This is a genomic window from Pseudomonas fluorescens (genome assembly GCF_041354075.1).
Taxonomy (GTDB): Bacteria; Pseudomonadota; Gammaproteobacteria; order Pseudomonadales; family Pseudomonadaceae; genus Aquipseudomonas; species Aquipseudomonas fluorescens_CE.
This window is the reverse complement of the sequence record NZ_JARZGC010000023.1, coordinates 39624-59320: the sequence shown is the minus strand read 5'-3', so window position 1 is coordinate 59320 and position 19697 is coordinate 39624. Positions and strand designations below refer to the sequence as shown.

Annotated in this window: 21 protein-coding genes; 13 read left to right on the top strand and 8 right to left on the bottom strand. The window is 61.9% G+C overall.

The window, feature by feature from the left end:
* Positions 1-55: 55 nt before the first annotated feature.
* Positions 56-1081 carry a ferrochelatase gene (hemH, locus tag QIW53_RS23110; RefSeq protein ID WP_371051893.1) on the bottom strand — a complete coding sequence of 342 codons (1026 nt, stop codon included), beginning with the start codon at positions 1079-1081 and terminating at the stop codon, positions 56-58.
* Between the two features lie 13 nt (positions 1082-1094).
* Positions 1095-1997 (bottom strand): TIGR01777 family oxidoreductase, encoded by a 903-nt coding sequence (locus tag QIW53_RS23105; RefSeq protein WP_371051892.1) that lies wholly within the window; start codon positions 1995-1997, stop codon positions 1095-1097.
* A 197-nt stretch (positions 1998-2194) separates the two neighbouring features.
* On the opposite strand from QIW53_RS23105, the gene QIW53_RS23100 reads away from it, so the two are divergent.
* The 12 genes from QIW53_RS23100 to QIW53_RS23045 all read left to right on the top strand — a co-directional run bounded on the left by QIW53_RS23100 (position 2195) and on the right by QIW53_RS23045 (position 12246).
* On the top strand, positions 2195-3181 hold the full coding sequence (locus QIW53_RS23100) for an NAD(P)/FAD-dependent oxidoreductase (RefSeq protein ID WP_371051891.1): 987 nt from the start codon (positions 2195-2197) through the stop codon (positions 3179-3181).
* On the top strand, positions 3178-3393 hold the full coding sequence (locus QIW53_RS23095; protein ID WP_371051890.1) for a TIGR02450 family Trp-rich protein: 216 nt from the start codon (positions 3178-3180) through the stop codon (positions 3391-3393). Before QIW53_RS23100 ends, QIW53_RS23095 begins: the two co-directional genes overlap by 4 nt.
* 121 nt (positions 3394-3514) lie before the next feature.
* Positions 3515-4474 carry a YbgA family protein gene (locus QIW53_RS23090; protein WP_371051889.1) on the top strand — a complete coding sequence of 320 codons (960 nt, stop codon included), beginning with the start codon at positions 3515-3517 and terminating at the stop codon, positions 4472-4474.
* Positions 4474-5415, top strand: a complete 942-nt coding sequence (locus QIW53_RS23085; protein ID WP_371051888.1) for a MerR family transcriptional regulator — start codon at positions 4474-4476, stop codon at positions 5413-5415. The genes QIW53_RS23090 and QIW53_RS23085 overlap by 1 nt, the downstream gene beginning before the upstream one ends.
* A gap of 19 nt (positions 5416-5434) precedes the next feature.
* Positions 5435-6880, top strand: a complete 1446-nt coding sequence (phrB, locus tag QIW53_RS23080; protein ID WP_371051887.1) for a deoxyribodipyrimidine photo-lyase — start codon at positions 5435-5437, stop codon at positions 6878-6880.
* A complete protein-coding gene (locus tag QIW53_RS23075; protein WP_371051886.1) occupies positions 6873-7295 on the top strand; it encodes a nuclear transport factor 2 family protein in 423 nt (140 codons plus the stop codon). The genes phrB and QIW53_RS23075 overlap by 8 nt, the downstream gene beginning before the upstream one ends.
* On the top strand, positions 7292-8074 hold the full coding sequence (locus tag QIW53_RS23070) for an SDR family NAD(P)-dependent oxidoreductase (RefSeq protein WP_371051885.1): 783 nt from the start codon (positions 7292-7294) through the stop codon (positions 8072-8074). The genes QIW53_RS23075 and QIW53_RS23070 overlap by 4 nt, the downstream gene beginning before the upstream one ends.
* A complete protein-coding gene (locus tag QIW53_RS23065) occupies positions 8071-9318 on the top strand; it encodes an NAD(P)/FAD-dependent oxidoreductase (protein WP_371051884.1) in 1248 nt (415 codons plus the stop codon). Before QIW53_RS23070 ends, QIW53_RS23065 begins: the two co-directional genes overlap by 4 nt.
* Complete coding sequence (locus QIW53_RS23060; RefSeq protein WP_371051883.1) at positions 9315-10130, top strand: DUF1365 domain-containing protein; 816 nt, start codon at positions 9315-9317, stop codon at positions 10128-10130. The genes QIW53_RS23065 and QIW53_RS23060 overlap by 4 nt, the downstream gene beginning before the upstream one ends.
* A complete protein-coding gene (locus QIW53_RS23055) occupies positions 10117-11388 on the top strand; it encodes a class I SAM-dependent methyltransferase (RefSeq protein ID WP_371051882.1) in 1272 nt (423 codons plus the stop codon). The genes QIW53_RS23060 and QIW53_RS23055 overlap by 14 nt, the downstream gene beginning before the upstream one ends.
* Complete coding sequence (locus QIW53_RS23050) at positions 11381-11887, top strand: DUF2878 domain-containing protein (protein ID WP_371051881.1); 507 nt, start codon at positions 11381-11383, stop codon at positions 11885-11887. Before QIW53_RS23055 ends, QIW53_RS23050 begins: the two co-directional genes overlap by 8 nt.
* Positions 11888-11940: 53 nt before the next feature.
* Complete coding sequence (locus QIW53_RS23045; RefSeq protein WP_371051880.1) at positions 11941-12246, top strand: YkgJ family cysteine cluster protein; 306 nt, start codon at positions 11941-11943, stop codon at positions 12244-12246.
* Between the two features lie 128 nt (positions 12247-12374).
* Here QIW53_RS23045 and QIW53_RS23040 read toward each other — a convergent pair whose 3' ends face one another.
* The 6 genes from QIW53_RS23040 to hemA all read right to left on the bottom strand — a co-directional run bounded on the left by QIW53_RS23040 (position 12375) and on the right by hemA (position 17737).
* On the bottom strand, positions 12375-12893 hold the full coding sequence (locus QIW53_RS23040) for an acyloxyacyl hydrolase (RefSeq protein WP_371051879.1): 519 nt from the start codon (positions 12891-12893) through the stop codon (positions 12375-12377).
* A 118-nt stretch (positions 12894-13011) separates the two neighbouring features.
* Complete coding sequence (gene murI, locus QIW53_RS23035; RefSeq protein ID WP_371051878.1) at positions 13012-13803, bottom strand: glutamate racemase; 792 nt, start codon at positions 13801-13803, stop codon at positions 13012-13014.
* Complete coding sequence (locus QIW53_RS23030) at positions 13796-14551, bottom strand: molybdopterin-synthase adenylyltransferase MoeB (protein ID WP_371051877.1); 756 nt, start codon at positions 14549-14551, stop codon at positions 13796-13798. Before QIW53_RS23030 ends, murI begins: the two co-directional genes overlap by 8 nt.
* On the bottom strand, positions 14545-15375 hold the full coding sequence (gene prmC, locus QIW53_RS23025) for a peptide chain release factor N(5)-glutamine methyltransferase (RefSeq protein ID WP_371051876.1): 831 nt from the start codon (positions 15373-15375) through the stop codon (positions 14545-14547). The genes QIW53_RS23030 and prmC overlap by 7 nt, the downstream gene beginning before the upstream one ends.
* Positions 15372-16451: a peptide chain release factor 1 gene (prfA, locus tag QIW53_RS23020; protein WP_371051875.1), complete on the bottom strand. Its 1080-nt coding sequence runs from the start codon at positions 16449-16451 to the stop codon at positions 15372-15374. The genes prmC and prfA overlap by 4 nt, the downstream gene beginning before the upstream one ends.
* Positions 16448-17737: a glutamyl-tRNA reductase gene (gene hemA, locus QIW53_RS23015; RefSeq protein ID WP_371051874.1), complete on the bottom strand. Its 1290-nt coding sequence runs from the start codon at positions 17735-17737 to the stop codon at positions 16448-16450. Before hemA ends, prfA begins: the two co-directional genes overlap by 4 nt.
* Before the next feature lie 235 nt (positions 17738-17972).
* On the opposite strand from hemA, the gene QIW53_RS23010 reads away from it, so the two are divergent.
* Positions 17973-19697, top strand: coding sequence for a tetratricopeptide repeat protein (locus QIW53_RS23010; protein WP_371051873.1), 1725 nt, complete (start codon positions 17973-17975; stop codon positions 19695-19697).

The following is a 19697-nucleotide window of genomic DNA, read 5'->3' as shown; positions in this document are numbered from 1 at the left end:
CAGGCTCGCTCCCACAAGGTATAACGCCTGCGGGGGCGGGCTTGCCCGGATACATTCAGAGCGCCAACGGTGCCCGTTCGCACAAGGCATTCAACGCGTGCGCCCACTGCGGATCATCGTTGAGGCACGGCACCAGCACCAATTCCTCCCCCCCCGCTTCGCGGAACTGCTCCTTGCCGCGATCGCCGATCTCTTCCAGGGTCTCGATGCAATCGGCCACGAATGCCGGGCACATCACCAGAATCTTCTTCACGCCGCTTTTGGCCAGTTCATCCAGCCGAGCTTCGGTGTAGGGTTCGATCCACTTCGCCCGGCCCAGCCGCGATTGAAACGAAACAGACCACTTGCCGTCCGGCAAGCCCATGCGCTTGGCAAACGCCGCCGCCGTGCGCAGGCACTGCGCGCGATAACAGGTGGCCAACACCTGCGGAGAAGCATTGCGGCAGCAATCTTCATTCTTCAGGCAATGCTGACCCGTCGTATCCAGCTTGGTGAGATGCCGCTCCGGCAGCCCATGAAAACTCAGCAACAGGTGATCGTAATCCTGCGCAAGATGCGGCGTGGCACTGGCCACCAGTGCATCGATGTATTCCGGTTGATCGTAGAACGGCTCGAGGATCGAGAACCGCAGGTCGAGTTTCTTTTCGCGCACGACGCGCTTGGCTTCCTCGATCACCGTGGTCGTGGTGCTGTCGGCGAACTGTGGATAAAGCGGCGCGAGCGTCACGCGCTTGTGCCCCTGGGCCGCGAGTTGAGTCAACTTCGTCTCAATCGACGGTTCGCCGTAACGCATTGCCAGCTCCACCGGCCCATGGCGCCACTGGGCGCTCATGGCCTGCTGCAAGCGACGACTGAGCACCACCAATGGCGAGCCCTCCTCCCACCAGATCGAGGCGTAGGCATGGGCCGACTGTTCGGGGCGCTTGATCAGAATCAGCGACACCAGCAGGCGTCGTACCGGCCACGGCAGGTCGATCACGTAGGGGTCCATCAGAAATTGATTGAGGTAGCTGCGCACATCCGCCACGGAAGTGGAGGCAGGCGAACCCAGGTTGACCAGGAGCAACGCGTGATCGGTCATGCAACATCCTATTTCAAAGGCGGCTGGACAAGTCGTCCAGGGCCGCGCGCAGATCATTGAACTCAAAGGTGTAACCCGTTTCCAGCAAGCGGGCCGGCAAGGCCTTCTGGCCACCCAGCAACAGCGAAGACAATTCCCCCAGGCCGACTTTCAATGCCAGCGCCGGCATCGGCATGAACGCCGGCCGGTGCAGCACGCTGCCCAGTGTCTTGGCGAACTCGCGATTGCGCACCGGTTTGGGCGCGCAGGCATTATAAGGACCGCTGGCACTTTTCTGATGCAGAAGAAAATCAATCAAGCCAATTTCATCGCGGATATGAATCCATGGCATCCACTGCCGACCGTTGCCCAAAGGCCCGCCCAGCCCGAGTTTGAACGGCAGCAACAGCCGCGACAAAAAGCCGCCCTCGGCAGACAGGACCAGCCCGGTGCGAATGAAGACCACCCGCACGCCCAAGACCTCGGCACGCTGCGCGGTTTCCTCCCAGGCAATGCACAGCTGACTGGCGAAATCGTCGATCACCGGCGCCGAGTCTTCGGTCAGCTCGCGCTCCCCCCCATCGCCGTACCAACCGATGGCCGAACCGGAAATCAGCACTTCGGGTTTGTGTTCGCGCTGCTCCAGCCAAGCCAGCAGGGTTTCGGTCAGGGTAATCCGGCTGCTCCAGAGCAGGGCCTTGCGCCGGGACGTCCAGGGCCGATCGGCAATCGGCGCGCCCGCGAGGTTGACGATGGCATCGACCGGTTCCTGCCCGAGGTCTTCGAGCCGTGCGACACCGCGCACCCCGGCACCACAGATTTTCGCGACTTTTTCCGGCGTACGGCTCAAGACGGTCAAACCATGCCCCTGACTCAACCAGTGTCGGCAGAGTTGACGTCCTATCAAACCAGTACCGCCGGTCAGCAATATGTGCATGACATCTTCCTCGCGTGGCGTTTTACCCGGATCACTAGTCTATTTTTATAAGCAGGGAATCTTTGATATCGGACAGGCTCTGTGTTTAACAATAGGCCAAGCTGTCAGAACGAGAACGTTAAAAGTTATACCAAAAAATAATTATGTACAGGTTTCATCCACAGCGTAGTCTGTACAGAAAGGCAAACGAGGCCCCCATGACTGTACCTATCGCAATCATCGGCACCGGCATCGCCGGACTCTCGGCCGCTCAGGCCCTCACGGAGGCCGGGCATGTCGTTCAACTTTTCGATAAGAGCCGTGGCAGCGGCGGACGCATGTCGAGCAAGCGTAGCGATGCCGGCGCGCTGGACATGGGCGCGCAGTATTTCACCGCGCGCGACCGTCGCTTTGTCAGGGAAGTCCAGCGTTGGCAAAGCGAAGGCTGGGTCGATGAGTGGACACCCCAGCTTTATACGTTCCACGGTGGACAGTTGAACCTGTCGCCGGACGAGCAGACACGCTGGGTCGGTACGCCCCACATGAGCGCCATTACCCGCGGCCTGCTCGGCGACTCGCAAGTGCAGTTTGCCTGCCGCATCACCGAGGTCTTTCGCGGTGAAGAACACTGGCACCTGCAGGATGCCGAGGGTTTCACCCACGGCCCCTTCAGCCATGTGATCATCGCCACCCCAGCCCCTCAGGCCACCGCGCTGCTGGCCTCGGCGCCGAAGCTGGCCGGTGCCGCCGCCGGGGTCAAGATGGACCCGACCTGGGCAGTCGCGCTGGCCTTCGAGACACCGCTGGACACCCCCATGGAGGGCTGCTTCGTCCAGGACAGCCCACTCGACTGGCTGGCCCGCAACCGCAGCAAACCGGGGCGCGACAACGCGCTGGACACCTGGGTGCTGCACGCCACAAGCAGCTGGAGCCGGCAACACATCGACCTGTCCAAGGAAGCCGTGATCGAGCAATTGCACGGCGCGTTCGCCGAACTGCTGCACAGCAGCATGCCGGCACCTTCCTTCAGCCTGGCGCACCGCTGGCTCTATGCCCGCCCTGCCAGCAGCCATGAATGGGGCACGCTGGCCGATGCCGACCTGGGTCTCTACGCCTGCGGCGACTGGTGCCTGTCAGGACGGGTCGAAGGTGCCTGGCTCAGTGGTCAGGAGGCTGCACGGCGCTTGCACGCCCACCTGCAATGAACCGCATCAACCCGCGTAAATTGCTGCTGTCGAAATGGACAGCAGCCCATCCGCAAAACCGCGAAAAGCATTTTCTGGTGACCGAACTGTTCCGCGATGAGCAAGGCACCGTGCTGGAAGTCGAGCTGCAGGCCGTGTTGACCCAACGCAGCCAAAGGCTCACCTGGCAGACGCTGAAAGACAGCGACGCCTGGCAGCTGGGCTGGAAATAGTGCCCCCAATAGCCTCGATTAAACTTGTACAAAAAAATTGACTTGTACACCTTTGAATCTATGATGAAGTCATGTTGTACAGAATTAACTATCTGTACAGGTTTAGATTCGAGGTGCGCCGATGTCCGACACGACCGTGAAACCAAAAATCGCCATCAGCGCCTGCCTGATGGGGGCCGAGGTGCGTTTCAACGGCGGACACAAGCAATCGGACCTGTGCAGCCGTACCCTGACGGAATACTTCGATTTCGTGCCGGTGTGCCCGGAAGTGGCGATCGGGCTCGGTATTCCCCGGCAACCGATTCGCCTGGTGGGCGATGCCAACCAACCCGAAGCCGTCGGCACCACTCACCCCGAACTGAACGTCACCCGTCCGCTGGCCGATTACGGCATGAAGATGGCCGCCGAGCTCAATGACATCTGCGGCTACATCTTCATGCAGAAATCGCCGTCGTGCGGGCTTGAGCGGGTCAAGGTCTACCACGCCAACGGTGCGCCGGTCGATGGCGGTGGCCGAGGCATCTACGCCCAGGCGTTCTGTGCGCAGCATCCCGACCTGCCGGTGGAAGAAGCGGGCCGGCTGAACGACCCGGTGCTGCGGGAAAACTTCCTCACCCGCGTGTTCGCCTACAGCGACTGGCAGCAGTTGCGACGTGAAGGCCTGACGCGGCGCGCACTGATCGATTTCCACTCGCGCTACAAATACCTGCTGATGGCCCATCACCCGGTGCAGTACAAAACCCTGGGCAACCTGCTGGGCAACATGGGCCACAGCGATCCGCAAGAACTCGGCCCGCGCTATTTCAGCGAGCTGATGACGGCCTTGAAGCAGTGCGCCACGCGCCGAACCCACACCAACGTGCTGCAACACCTCAGCGGTTACCTCAAGCGAGTGATCAGCGCCGAGGACAAGCAGGAAATGCAGCACCTCATCGGCCAGTACCGTCACGGCATCGTGCCGCTGGTGGTGCCGTTGACGCTGCTCAAACACTACTTTAGGCAGCACCCCGACCCCTACATCGCGCAGCAGGTGTACCTGCAACCGCACCCGGAAAAACTCAGCCTGCGAAACGCCATTTGATGAAAAGCGCCATCGACAGCAGCGCCGGCGAAGACCTCGGCGCCGATTTCAAGAAAGCCCTGGACGAAGGCTGGTTGCCGATCCGCGAGGTCGCCCGGCAGACCGGGGTCAACGCCATCACGCTGCGCGCCTGGGAACGGCGCTACGGCCTGATCGTGCCGCAACGCACGCCCAAAGGGCATCGGTTGTTCAGCGCCGACCACGTGCAACGGATACAGATGATTCTCACCTGGCTCAATCGCGGCGTGGCCGTCAGCCAGGTCAAGCATTTGCTCGATACACCCGAGGCGGCCAGCGCTCCGGTGGAAAACGACTGGCAGGTGCTGCGCAATGCCCTGCTGCACGCGATCACACAATTGAACGAGCGCAGCCTGGATGACAGCGTCAATCAGGCCATCGCGCTGTACCCGCCGCAAACCCTGTGCGAACACCTGCTGATGCCGTTACTGGCCGACCTCGAACAGCGCTGGCAAGGCCAGTTCGGCGCGCAGATGGAGCGGGTATTCGTTCACTCCTGGCTACGCAGCAAGTTCGGTGCGCGGGTTTATCACAACAACCGTCAGTTGCGCAGCGCACCGCTGCTGTTGATCAATCACTCGGAGCGGCCACTGGAGCCGGGCCTGTGGCTGACCGCGTGGCTGATCAGCAGCGCCGATTGCCCGGTGGAAGTGTTCGATTGGCCGCTGCCGGCGGGCGAACTGGCGCTGGCTGTCGATCATCTGCAAGCGCGCGGCGTGCTGCTGTATTCGAGTATGGCCATCAACCTGTCGCAGTTGCCGAAGCTATTGAACGGCGTCAACTGCCCGAAAATGATCGCCGGGCCCACGGTGCGCATCCATCACACCGAGCTATCGGCCAAAACCTCCGAGATCGCTGACCTGTCCCTGGCCGAAGATCCATTATCGGCGCATCGGCAATGGGTTCAGCGTGGGCTTTTCTGAAATGAGCGCAGACACCCCCATGCAACTGATCTGGCTGCGCAGTGACCTGCGCCTGCATGACAACACCGCCCTCTCGGCCGCCGCAGGTCGCGGCCCCTGTGTCGCGGTTTATCTGCTGAGCCCTGAACAATGGCAGGTCCATGACGACGCGCCGTGCAAGGTGGATTTCTGGCTGCGCAACCTCGGCGAGTTGAGCCAGGCGCTCGACAAGCTGAACATCCCGTTGCTGATCCGCACAGCGTCCCACTGGGATGACGCACCGGAGGTTCTGCTCAAGCTCTGTCGCCAACTGGATATCAAGACGCTGCACGTCAACGAGGAATACGGCGTCAACGAAAGTCGCCGCGATGCGGCGGTCGCCGAGTTGCTCGAACGTCATGACATCGGCTTTCAGAGCTACCTTGACCAGTTGCTGTTCGCCCCCGGTACCGTGCTGACCAAAACCGGCACCTACTTTCAGGTGTTCACCCAGTTCCGCAAGGTCTGCTACGAGCGTCTGCACCATTCTCTGCCGGGGCGGGTGAACGCGCCCGGGCGGCAATCGAAGCTGAAGATCGACAGCGACGACATTCCCGCGAGCGTCAAAGGCTTCAAGACACCCGGCGACAGCTTGCGTGCCCTCTGGCCTGCCGGAGAGGTCGAGGCAAAACGACGTCTGGACAGCTTCGCCGACGAACAGATCGACTATTACCAGAGCGAGCGCGACTTCCCGGCCAAACCCGGCACCAGCCAACTGTCGGCCTACCTGGCGGCGGGGGTCATTTCGCCCCGCCAATGCCTGCATGCCGCCTTGCAAAGCAACCAGGGCGAATTCGAAAGCGGCAAGGTCGGCGCGGTCACCTGGATCAACGAATTGTTGTGGCGCGAGTTCTACAAACACATTCTGGTGGGCTATCCGCGTGTCTCGCGGCACCGCGCCTTCCGCCCGGAAACCGAAGCACTGGCCTGGCGCAAGGCGCCGGAGGAGTTGCTGGCCTGGCAAGAGGCCCGCACCGGGCTGCCGATCATCGACGCTGCGATGCGCCAACTGCTGGAAACCGGCTGGATGCACAACCGCCTGCGCATGGTCGTGGCGATGTTCCTGACGAAGAACCTGCTGATCGACTGGCGCGAAGGCGAGCGTTTCTTCATGCGTCACCTAATCGATGGCGACCTCGCGGCCAACAATGGCGGCTGGCAATGGAGCGCGTCCACCGGCACCGATTCGGCCCCCTATTTCCGGATTTTCAACCCGCTCAGCCAGTCGGAGAAATTCGACCGCGAAGGCCTGTTCATCAAGCACTGGCTGCCGGAACTGGCAGGGCTGAACAAAAAAGACGTGCACAACCCGGCCAATCTCGGCGGGCTGTTCGGGGTCGCCGACTATCCCTCGCCGATCGTCAACCTCTCGACGTCCCGAACACGTGCGTTGGCCGCGTTCAAGAACCTGCCGTCACGCCAGGAAACCGGAGAGCGCCATGAGTGATTTCCTGCGCCAGTTCGCCCGGCAGTTTGCCGAGCTGAACAAAGACAACCTGCAGCGTCTCGACCAGTTGTACAGCAGCGATGTGCACTTCACCGATCCGCTGCATGACGTGCAGGGGCTCGGTGATCTGCGGCGCTATTTCGAGGCGCTCTATGCCAACGTCAGTGAGCTGCGCTTCGACTTCCATGGCTTCGACCAGATCGCCGAAGGCGAAGGTTATCTGCGTTGGGTCATGAGTTATCGCCATCCGCGCCTGGCCGGTGGCCGGCTGATTCGGGTCGACGGTTGCTCGTACCTGCGCTGGCGGGACAAGGTCTATCGGCATCGGGATTACTTCGATGCCGGCGCCCTGCTTTATGAGCATTTACCCGTGCTGGGCAGGGCCATTGCCTGGCTGAAAAGGAGAATGGGATGAGTCGTACACCTCCGAGACGCTATTGGTTGACCGGTGCCAGCAGCGGGATTGGCGCCGCGCTGGCCGAAGAAATACTGAAGTCCGGTGCTCAACTGGCCGTCAGTGCACGCTCCGTCGCACCGCTGAAAATTCTCTCACAGCGCTATCCGGGGCAAGTGCTGGTAGTGCCCGGCGACCTGACCAACAGCCAGGCCGTGCGCGAAATCGGCGAGGAAATCGCGCAATTCTGGGGTGCGCTGGACAGCGTGATTCTCAACGCCGGGACCTGCGAATATGTCGATGCCCGTCAGTTCGACGCGTCGATCATCGAGCACGTGGTGCGCACCAACCTGCTGGCCAGCAGTTACTGCATAGAGGCGGCCTTGCCCCTGCTGCGTAAAGGTGTCGCGCCGCACCTGGTGGGGGTCGCCAGTTCAGTGACCTATCTGCCGCTGCCCCGGGCCGAAGCCTACGGCGCCTCGAAAGCCGGGCTGCGCTACCTGTTCGAGTCCCTGCGCCTGGACCTGGCGCCGGAAGGCATCGAGGTCACCGTGGTCAGCCCGGGTTTCGTCGACACCCCCCTGACGGCCAAAAACGACTTTCCCATGCCGCTCAGTTGGCCAGTGGGCAAAGCCGCGCGCCACATCTTCAGCAAACTCAAGAATCGGCCTCTGGAGATCGCGTTCCCGGCGCTGTTCATGGCCGCGCTCTGGCCGCTGTCGAAAATGCCCAACGGGGTGAAATACGCCATCGGCAAACGCATGGTCCGCAGCAGCCCGCCGATCAAGGACCCGATATGAACATCGCCATCATCGGCAGCGGGATCTCGGGGCTGACCAGTGCTTATCTGCTCAATCGAAACCACGAGATCACCCTGTTCGAGGCCGATGCCCGGCTCGGCGGCCACACCCATACCGTGGACGTATCCGTCGATGGCCGGAATTATTCTGTGGACACCGGTTTCATCGTGTTCAACGACTGGACTTACCCGAACTTCATTCGCCTGCTGGGGCAAATAGGCGTGGGCTTCAAGCCGACGCAGATGAGCTTTTCGGTCACCGACCCCGAGACCGGCCTGGAATACAACGGCAACAACCTCAACAGCCTGTTCGCGCAACGCCGCAACCTGTTCTCGCCAGGGTTCCTGGGCATGCTGCGGGACATCCTGCGCTTCAACAAGCAAGCGCCGCTGGACCTCGCCGAAGGCCGGATCGCCGCTGATACCAAGCTGGGTGACTACCTGGCCGCCAACGGCTACGGCGAACGCTTCACCCTGCACTACATCGTGCCGATGGGCGCGGCGATCTGGTCCATGTCGATGGCCGACATGCTCGGTTTTCCGCTGCAATTCTTTGTCCGTTTCTTCAAGAACCACGGCTTGCTGTCGGTCAGCAATCGCCCTCAATGGTGTGTGATCGAGGGTGGTTCAAGCGCCTACATCGAGCCCTTGAGCCGGTCGTTCAAAGAGCGGATACGCCTCGATTGCCCGGTAACGCGGGTCGAGCGCTCGGTCGATGGCGTGGTGATCCACAGTGCCGCCGGCAGCGAGCGTTTCGACAAGGTGGTGTTCGCCTGCCACAGCGTCGAGGCGCTGAACCTGCTGGCCGACCCGAGTGCCGCCGAGCAGTCGATCCTCGGTGCCCTGCCCTACGCCAACAACGAAGTGGTGCTGCACACCGACACGCGCTTGCTGCCCTCGAGGAAACTGGCCTGGGCCAGCTGGAATTACCGCCTCGGCGGCAGCGGTCATACCCGGGCCGCCGTGACCTACAACATGAACATTCTCCAGGGCCTCGAGAGCGACACGACGTTCTGCGTCAGTCTCAACCAGAGCGCCGGGATCAGCCCATCGAAAGTGCTGCACAGATTCACCTACGCCCATCCGCAATACAGTGTGACGGCAGTGGCCGCCCAGCAACGCTGGGAAGAATTGAACGGTGCGCTGCATACCTATTACTGCGGGGCCTACTGGGCCAACGGCTTTCATGAAGATGGTGTGGTCAGTGCCTTGCGTGTGGCCGGCTCATTGGGGGAAACCCTGTGAACAGCGCACTCTACAGCGGCTGGATCCGCCATCGGCGATTCGCCCCCCGGCAGCATCAATTCCGTTACCGGATCGGCCTGCTGTACCTGGATCTCGACGAGCAGGAGGCGGTGCTCGGATTATCGCCACTGGCCGGTAATCGGCGCTTTTCAGCGTTTTCCTTTCGTGAAACCGATTACCTCAAGGCCTATACCGGCACCGGCATGCGCCTGATCGATGCAGTGCGCGAACAGGTCCGCCAGGCGATCGGCCATGCACCGCAAGGCTCGATCTGTCTGCTGACCCAACCGCGCAGCTGGGGTTTGGCATTCAACCCGGTGAGTTTTTTCTACTGCTACGAAGTGGATGGCCAGTTGGCGGCGATACTCGCCGAAGTCACCAACACCCCCTGGCGCGAGCGCTATCACTACGTACTGCCGGCCAAGGCTCCTGAAAACCTGCACGATTTCCACCAGCACTTCGCCGTGGCAAAGGCCTTCCATGTGTCGCCCTTTCTGCCGCGTGATCTCGAGCACCACATGAGCTTCAGCCCCGTGGCACGCAAACTCGGCGTGCACATGGCCGACTGGCAGGGTGACCTGAAGCTGTTCGACGCCACGCTCAACCTCAAACGTGAACCGCTGGATCGCGCCCACCTGCACCGCTACCTGAGGCGCTTTCCGTGGATGACCGCGAAAACCGGCCTGGCGATCTATTGGCAAGCCATGCGCCTGCTGTTGAAACGGGTTCCGATCTTTTCCCATCAGGCTGCCGATGGCAGCTTCCAGACCGCCACCGTCACGCCCAAGGATCACCGCCATGAAATCCATTAGCGTCTCGGCCAGAACCAACCTGCTCGCCCTCAACGGTTTGAGTGGCTCGCTGCTGCGCCGCTGTGTCCTGCGCCAACTGGCGCACCTCAGGCATGGACAACTGGTGATCGTCGAAGACGGCGAGCGACTGGTGTTCGGCACTCCAGGCCATTCCCTGCTGGGTGAAATCCAGGTCCTCGACCCTGCCGTCTGGGGGCTGGTGGCGAGCAATGGCTCGATCGGCGCGGGAGAAGCCTATATCCATGGATACTGGAGCTCGCCCGACCTGACCGCCGTGGTCCGGGTATTCGTCAGCAACCTTGAGGTGCTGGACGCCCTGGAAGGTGGCCTGGCCAAGCTCGGTCGGCCGCTGGTTCAGGGGTTGCACTGGCTCAACCGCAATACCCGCGAGGGCTCGCGCAAGAACATTGCCGCCCATTACGACCTGGGCAATGACCTGTTCGAACAGTTTCTCGACCCGACCATGATGTATTCGGCCGCGCAATTTCGCAGCCCCGAGGACAGCCTGGAACAGGCGCAGTTGAACAAGCTGGAGCGGATCTGCCAGAAGCTCGACCTGAAACCGAGCGACCACTTGCTGGAAATCGGCACCGGCTGGGGCAGCATGGCACTGTACGCGGCCCAGCATTATGGCTGCAACGTAACCACCACCACGCTCTCCAGGGAGCAGTACGCCTTTACCGCCCGACGCATCGAGGCGCTGGGGTTGCAGGACCAGGTGACGCTGCTGCTCAAGGATTATCGCGACCTCACCGGGCAATACGACAAGCTGGTGTCGATCGAGATGATCGAAGCCGTGGGGCATCGATTCCTGCCCCTGTACTTCAAGCAATGCGCGCACCTGCTCAAGAGCAATGGCCTGATGCTGTTGCAGGCGATCACCATCCGCGAACAGCGTTATGAACAGGCCAGGAACAACGTGGATTTCATTCAGCGCTACATCTTCCCCGGCGGCGCCCTGCCGTGCGTGCAGAAGATGCTGGAAATCGTCAGTCGCGACACCGACATGAACCTGCTGCACATGGAGGATTTCGGCCTGCACTACGCGCGAACCCTGCGCCTGTGGCATGAGAATTTTCGCCGTGCCCAGGGGCGCTTGCGTGAATTGGGCTACGACGACGGCTTCCTGCGGCTGTGGGAGTTTTACCTGTGTTACTGCGAGGGCGGCTTTCTGGAGCGCACCATCGGAACCGCCCAGTTGCTGCTGGCCAAACCTGCAGCGATGCCGGCACCGCTGCTCGGCCGCTTCGATGCCTGAACGCCTGGCCAATGCCCTGCTGTTCCAGCTCGGCTGGTTTGCCTGCGTGTTGGGGGGCAACAGTTTGTGGTTGTTGGTGGCGCTGGGGATCATGGTGGTTCATCTGTTGTGGATAAGTTGCTGGGCAGATGAAGGCCGGTTGATCCTCAGCGTGGTCCTGCTGGGCACCGCCGTCGACAGTGCATTGCGCTGGCTGGGGGTGTTCGAATTCAACGATGTCGCGCCGCTGATCCCCCTGTGGCTGATGCTGTTGTGGGCACTGCTCGCCACCACCTTGCGCCATTGCCTGCAATGGACCGCCAGCCCTTGGTGGCTGGGGAGCGTGCTGGGTTCCGTGGCGGGCCCGTTGTCGTATTACGCCGGAGGGGAGCTGGCCGGCGTGCAGTTTCCCTATGGGCAGTGGCCGACGCTGATCGGCCTGGGCTTGCTGTGGTCCTTGCTGTTTCCCACCCTGCAGGTGATGGCCCGCCGGCTGGCACCCAGCCTGCCATCGCGCTAAGCGTCCGTCAGAGCTTTCACACAGCAGTGATCGACTGCCTTACACTGCGCGCCATGAAAACCATCCCCCACACGCAAATCGTCGAACCGGCGATCACCTGCTCGACGTGCGCAGCCTGTTGCTGCCAGCTCGAAGTCATGCTGATCACCGACACGGGCGTGCCCGAACGTTTCATCGACACCGATGATTGGGGTGGGGAAGTCATGCGGCGCCTGGACGACGGCTGGTGTGCCGCGCTGGACCGCGACAGCATGATGTGCACGATCTACGAGCAACGCCCGCTGATCTGTCGGGAATTCGAAATGGGTGCACCGGAATGCATCGAGGAGCGCCAGGGGATTGCCACGGCGTATCGCTGATTCTTAAGTCAGCCTACAAGAAATGTGGGAGCGGGCTTGCTCGCGAACGCGGTGTATCAGTCGATACAATGGCGACTGATACGCCGCATTCGCGAGCAAGCCCGCTCCCACTTTGACCACTTAAAGCTTTACAACGGCATCGTGTAGTGCAGCGCGTAGCTTTCCACACCGTCGTTGTTGCTGCTCAGACCGGCGTTGGAATAGTGAGTCGCGCGAATGCCGACCTCATGTCCGCCCGCGAAGCGCAGACCGAACCCCAGACGATCCTCGAACTGGAAAGACTGGCCGATGTTGTTGTCTTCGAGTTTGGTGTCGGAGAAAAACGCGACACCGATCCCCGCCTCGATGTAAGGCTTGACGTTCTGGCCGGCGAACTCATAAACGAACACCGGGGAGAACGACAGGCTGTTGTTGCTGGAGGTCTTGTCGCCGTCCCAGTAGGTGTAGGCGCCGCTCCAGAAACCGGTCAGGCGACCGACGTCACTCTGCAGCCAGCTCTGGTCCCAGTCGAATTGCATGCCCAGTCGGTAGGTCATGGTCGAATCGCTCGTCTGGCCGACCGAAAACTCCACACCTGCCGCCTGTGCGGTAAAGCTTTGCCCCATCAGTGCGGCCGCAATCGCGGCCAAGCAGAATAGTCTCTTCACTAGAAACATCCCTATTGATCATTTCGTTAAAGTTTTTTTTGAAGCCCAAACCGTCAAGCTATAGAAGTCGGCGGTTATTCAGAAGTTCAGCCCTACTACACGTTATTTCACATTTTTTTTACAAACTGAAGCTTCGCACAATTCCGCTCGAATTCCACAGCATGGGTAACACGTTCTGAAATTGCAGCGGATCGGCGCTTGTCCAGAACTGCGCCGCACTGGCCGGGCCATCGGCGAGCAGGTCGCGCTCGGACAACAGCCGCTGCAACTGCCGCGCCACCGCAGCACCGGTGTCGATCAGGCTGATGTCCTCGGGGATCATCTGCCGCAACAACGGCTTGAGGAAGGGGTAATGGGTGCAGCCGAGAATGATCGTGTCGCAACCGGCCGCCAGCAGCGGCCCGACATAACTGGCCAGCAACTGGCGCAGGGCGGGACTGTGCAGGTCACCCTTTTCAATCAGTTCGACCAGCCCCGGGCACGGCTGGGTGATCACCCGCACGTCCGTGGCGAAACGATCGAGCAGCGCGGCGAACCTGGCACTCTGCAAGGTGCCGGTGGTGGCGAGCACGCCCACCACGCCGCTGCGGGTGGCGGCGGCGGCCGGTTTGACGGCGGGCTCCATGCCGACGATGGGCCACTGGGGATAATCACGGCGCAGATCGGCAACGCCAGCGACCGTCGCCGTGTTGCAGGCCAGCACCAGGGCCTTGGCGCCCTGCTCCTGGAAGAATCCAGCCATCACGCTGCAGCGTTGGCGGATGAACTCCGGGGTTTTCTCGCCGTAGGGAACATTGCCGCAATCGGCGACGTACAGCAGCGTTTCATTGGGCAGCAATCGCTGGATTTCGGCCAGCACCGACAGCCCTCCGACGCCGGAGTCGAACACGCCAATCGGCGCTTCACGCATGTTTCGGTCCACAGACGCCACAGCCCGGATCACGCTTGACCCGCAACTCGCGGAAGCGCGAGCCCAGCGCGTCGATCAACAACAACCGTCCCACCAGCGGCTCGCCGAAGCCGGCCAGCAGCTTCAGCGCTTCCAGCGCCTGCAGGCTGCCGACCAGGCCCACCAGCGGCCCGATCACCCCGGCTTCGCTGCAGGTCAACTCGGCTTCACTGCCGTGCCCGTATAGACAGTGGTAGCACGGACTGTCCGGCCGCCGTGGATCGAACACCGACAATTGCCCTTCAAGACGGATTGCCGCGCCGCTGACCAGGGGTTTGCCGGCGGCGACGCAGGCCGCGTTGACCGCCTCGCGGGTAGAAAAATTGTCCGAGCAGTCGAGCACCAGGTCCACTGCCGCCACGACGGCGGCCAGTGAATCCTCGTCCAGGGCCGCCCGATGGGCGATCGACTGGATCTGCGGGTTGATCGCGCTCAGCCGAGCGACCGCCGAGTCGACCTTGGTCTGGCCAATGCTGTCGGTGTCGTGGATGATCTGGCGTTGCAGGTTGGTGAGGTCGACGCTGTCGAAGTCCGCCAGATGCAGCTCGCCGACACCCGCAGCGGCGAGGTACAGCGCCACGGGAGACCCAAGCCCACCCAGGCCGACGATCAATACGCGGCTCTGTTTCAGGCGCAGTTGGCCATCGACATCGACGTGCTGCAGCAGAATCTGCCGACTGTAGCGCAACAATTCCTCATCATTCAGCACGGCAGGCGTCCCAGACTGATGCGTTGATGACCGCCCAGATCGGTGCGGCTGTGGACTTCGTCAAAACCACGGCTGAGCAGCAGATCGCGCACGGCCTCGGCCTGATCGTAACCGTGCTCGAGCATCAGCCAGCCACCCGCTTCGAGGTGATCCGGGGCCTGAGCGACGATCAGGCGCAGATCGTCAAGCCCGTCGAGGCCGGCGACCAGGGCACTGGCGGGTTCGAAACGCACGTCACCTTCCACCAGATGGGGATCGGCCGAGGCGATGTAAGGCGGGTTGCTGATGATCAACTGGAAGCGCTGATCTTGCAGCGCGCTGAACCAATGGCTGCTCAGCACGGTGGCGTTGTTCAACTGCAAACGCTGGCGATTGCGCTCGGCCAGGGCCACGGCCTCGATCACCCGGTCCACCGCCGTGACCTTCCAGGCCGGGCGCTCGCTGGCCAGCGCCAGGGCAATGGCCCCCGTGCCGGTGCCAAGGTCGAGGATTCGGGCGGGTGTGGCCGGCAACAGTTCCAGCGCGGCCTCCACCAGCAATTCGGTGTCCGGGCGCGGAATCAGCGTATGCGGCGCGACTTCCAGGTCGAGCTTCCAGAAACCTTGCTGGCCGAGAATATAGGCCACGGGTTCACCGCCACGGCGGCGTTGCAGGTACTCGGCGAATTTCAACGCCGCGTCGCTGGGAACGATGCGCTCCGGCCAGGTGTGCAGGAAGCTGCGGGACTTGCCCAACGCTGCGGCCAGCAGCAGCTCGGCATCCAGGCGCGCCGTCGGCGAGTCCGGCAGGTCGGCGGCACGCAACAGGCTGGCAATGATCGTCATTCGATGGCCGCCAGTTGATCGGCCTGGTATTCGGCCAGCAAGGGTTCGATCACCGCGTCGACGCCGCCCGCCAGGATCTCGTCGAGGGAATAGAGCGTCAGGTTGATCCGGTGATCGGTCACCCGGCCCTGTGCATAGTTGTAAGTGCGGATGCGCTCGGAGCGGTCCCCCGACCCCACCAGCAATTTACGCTCGCTGGCGATGGCGTTCGCCGCCGCACTGGTCTGCTGGTCATTGAGCTTGGCCGACAGCCAGGCCATCGCCCGGGCGCGGTTCTTGTGCTGGGAGCGTTCTTCCTGGCACTCGACGACGATGCCGGACGGCAAGTGCGTGATGCGAATCGCCGAGTCGGTCTTGTTGACGTGCTGACCCCCGGCGCCGGAAGAGCGGTAGGTGTCGATACGCAAATCCGCCGGGTTGATCTCGATGGCTTCCTGCTCGTCCGGCTCCGGCAAGACCGCAACGGTGCACGCCGAGGTATGGATGCGGCCCTGGGATTCAGTGGCCGGCACCCGCTGTACGCGGTGCGCACCGGATTCGAATTTCAGCTTGCCGTAGACGTTCTCGCCTTCGACCCGGGCGATGACTTCCTTGTAGCCGCCGTGCTCGCCCTCGTTTTCCGAGAGAATCTCCACCCGCCAGCCACGCCGCTCGGCGTAACGCGAATACATGCGGAACAGGTCGCCGGAGAAAATCGCCGCCTCGTCGCCGCCGGTGCCGGCGCGAATTTCGAGAAACACATTGCGCCCGTCATTCGGGTCCTTGGGCAACAGCAGGCGTTGCAGCCGGGCTTCGATCTCGACCAGTTGCTCCTTGGCTTCGCGGACTTCTTCCACGGCCATTTCGCGCATGTCGGCGTCGCTGTCCTTGAGCAGCGCCTGAGCGCCCTCGAGGTCGGCCTGGACCTTGAGCAACTGTTTATAGGTCTCGACGATCGGTTCGACTTCCGCGTATTCCTTGGAATAGGCACGGAATTTGGTCTGATCGGAAATGACCTCGCCATCGCCCAGCAAGGCGGTCAATTCCTCGAAACGGTCCTGGAGCACGTCCAGCTTATTGAGCAGTGACGCTTTCATTGCGGTTTTTTATCCGAAAAGCTGTTCGATGAGCCCTCACCGAGGGCAAAGAGTTCCTGGGCCATGGCCAGTGCATCGAGGCGACCTTCGGCAGAGAGCTTTTTCAATTGAACGCTGGGGGCGTGCAAGAGTTTATTGGTCAGGCCGCGCGCCAGTTGCACCAGCACCTCTTCGGCGCTGCTGCCGTTGGCCAGCAAACGCTGGGCCTTCTGCAATTCTTCGTCGCGCAGGCGCTCGCTCTGTTGACGATAGGCCTTGAGCACATCCACCGCCGCCAGCTCACGCAGGCGCACCATGAAATCCTCGGCGCCCACCGACACCATTTCTTCTGCCGCTTGCGCGGCACCCTGGCGGCTCTTGAGGTTTTCCGCGACCACTTCGTGGAGATCGTCGACGCTGTAGAGGTAAACGTCGTCCAACTCGCCGACTTCAGGCTCGATATCCCGTGGCACGGCAATGTCGACCATGAAAATCGGCTTGTGCTTGCGCAGCTTCAGGGCACTTTCCACCGCGCCCTTGCCGAGGATCGGCAACTGGCTGGCGGTGGAACTGATGACGATGTCGCTGCGCACCAGCTCGGCGGGGATATCCGACAGCAGCACCGCATGGGCGCCGAACTGCTCGGCCAGGATGCTCGCGCGCTCGAGCGTGCGATTGGCAACGACGATGCGCTTGACCCCCAGATCATGCAAATGGCGGGCGACCAGGGTGATGGTCTCGCCGGCGCCGATCAGCAAGGCCTGGCTGCGCTGCAAGTCGCTGAAAATCTGTTTCGCCAGGCTGACCGCGGCAAAGGCCACGGACACCGGATTTTCACCAATCGCAGTGTCGGTGCGCACCTGCTTGGCGGCGTTGAACGTTGCCTGGAACAGGCGCCCGAGCAACGGCCCCACGGTACCGGCCTCCCGGGCCACGGCGTACGCCGACTTCATCTGGCCGAGAATCTGCGGTTCGCCCAGCACCAGCGAATCGAGGCCGGAAGCCACCCGCATCATGTGACGAACTGCCGCATCATCTTCATGCACATAACTGCTCGCCCGCAGCTCATCCAGGCTCAGATGATGATAATCGGCCAGCCAGCGCAGCACGATATCCGCCGACAGCTGATCCTGTTCTATATAGAGTTCACTGCGATTGCAGGTGGAGAGGATCGCAGCTTCGCGGCTGTCGGTGAGTCGGCAGAGCTGCTGCAAGGCCTCAACCAGTTGCTCAGGGGTAAAGGCCACGCGCTCGCGGACGTCTACTGAAGCAGTCTTGTGGTTAATACCGAGTGCAAGGAAGGCCATTCAAAGTCGCTGATGGTGACGTGAAGCCGGCAATTGTCCTACTTCGACACACCGAGAACAACTACTCCATTTCTATTGACCCAGTAGGCCACGTCCCGGTTTGCGAGCGGTTCTCGTTTACACCACGCCTCCACCCGCCAGGTCCCGTGCAAATGGGAAATTGGTCGGGCGGTTATGTTTGCTCGAAGGCTTGTGTCATGATGATCCGACCGCAGGTTAGTCGTCCTCTTCCTATATGAATAGATCTTCCGCGTTGCTCCTCGCTTTTGTCTTCCTCAGCGGCTGCCAGGCCATGGCACCCGTTTCGTCGGACGGTACGCCGCCGGTCGAAGACAGCACTCCGGCTCCTGAAAAGCCCAAGGTCTACGGCTCGTTCAGCGAAGAAACCGTCTTCAGCCTGTTGAGCGCTGAACTGGCTGGCCAGCGCAATCGTTTCGACATTGCCCTGGACAACTACGTGACCCAGGCCATCAACACCCAGGATCCGGGCATCTCCGAGCGGGCATTCCGCATCGCCGAGTACCTGGGCGCCGACCAGGCTGCCCTCGATACGGCGCTTATCTGGGCGAAAAACGCACCCGACGATCTCGAGGCGCAGCGGGCCGCCGCCGTGCAACTGGCGCGCGCCGGACGCTACGACGACTCCATGGTCTATATGGAGAAAGTCCTGCTGGGCAAAGGTGACACGCATTTCGACTTCCTCGCCCTGTCCGCGGCCGATACCGATCAGGAAACCCGCAACGGCCTGATGAAGAGTTTCGACCGCCTGCTGCAGCGTCACCCGAACAACAGCCAGCTGATTTTCGGCAAGGCGCTGCTGATGCAGCAGGACGGTGACAGCAAGGGCGCCCTGGCGCTGCTGGAAGACAATCCGCCGGAAGAAGGCGAGATTGCGCCGATCCTGCTGCGCGCCCGCCTGCTGCAAACCCTGGGTCGTGGCGACGAAGCGCTTCCGCTCCTGAGAAAGAGCATCAAGCAATACCCGGACGACAAACGCCTGCGCCTGACGTACGCACGCATGCTGGTCGAACAGGACCGCATGGACGATGCCAAGGCCGAGTTTTCCAGCCTGGTTCAGCAATACCCGGAAGATGACGAGCTGCGTTACTCCCTGGCGCTGGTCTGCCTGGAAGCCAAGGCCTGGGAAGAAGCCAAGGGTTACCTGGAAGACCTGATCGCCCGGGACAGCCACGTCGATTCAGCCCACCTGAACCTGGGCCGCATCGCTGAAGAGCGCAACGATCCACAGGGCGCGCTGATCGAATACGCCCAGGTCGGGCCAGGCAACGATTACCTGCCGGCGCAGTTGCGCCAGGCCGACATCCTGATGAACAACGGCAAGACCGCCGAAGCGCAAAGCCGCTTGGCCGCCCAGCGCGACGAGCAGCCCGATTACGCGATTCAGCTGTACCTGATCGAGTCCGAAACCCTGTCTGCCAACAAACAGGAGGACAAGGCCTGGGGCGTGTTGCAAAAGGCCCTGCAGCAATACCCGGACGATCCGAACCTGCTGTATACCCGCGCCATGCAGGCGGAAAAACGCAATGACCTGGCGCAGATGGAAAAGGACCTGCGCCTGATCATCAAGCGCGATCCGGACAATGCCATGGCACTGAACGCCCTCGGCTACACCTTGTCCGACCGTACGACGCGCTACTTGGAAGCCAAGGCCCTGATCGAGCAGGCCCACCAGATCAACCCGGAAGACCCGGCGGTACTCGACAGCCTCGGCTGGGTGAATTTCCGCATGGGCAACCTCGACGAGGCCGAAGCGCTGCTGCGCAAGGCACTGGAGCGCTTCCCCGACCAGGAAGTTGCCGCCCACCTGGGTGAAGTCCTGTGGAGCAATGGCAAGCAACGCGAAGCCCGGCAGATCTGGAGCAAGTTCCTTGCCGAGCACCCCGACAGCCCCATCCTGCGCGAGACCATCAAGCGCCTGACCGGATCAGAGACTCTTTAA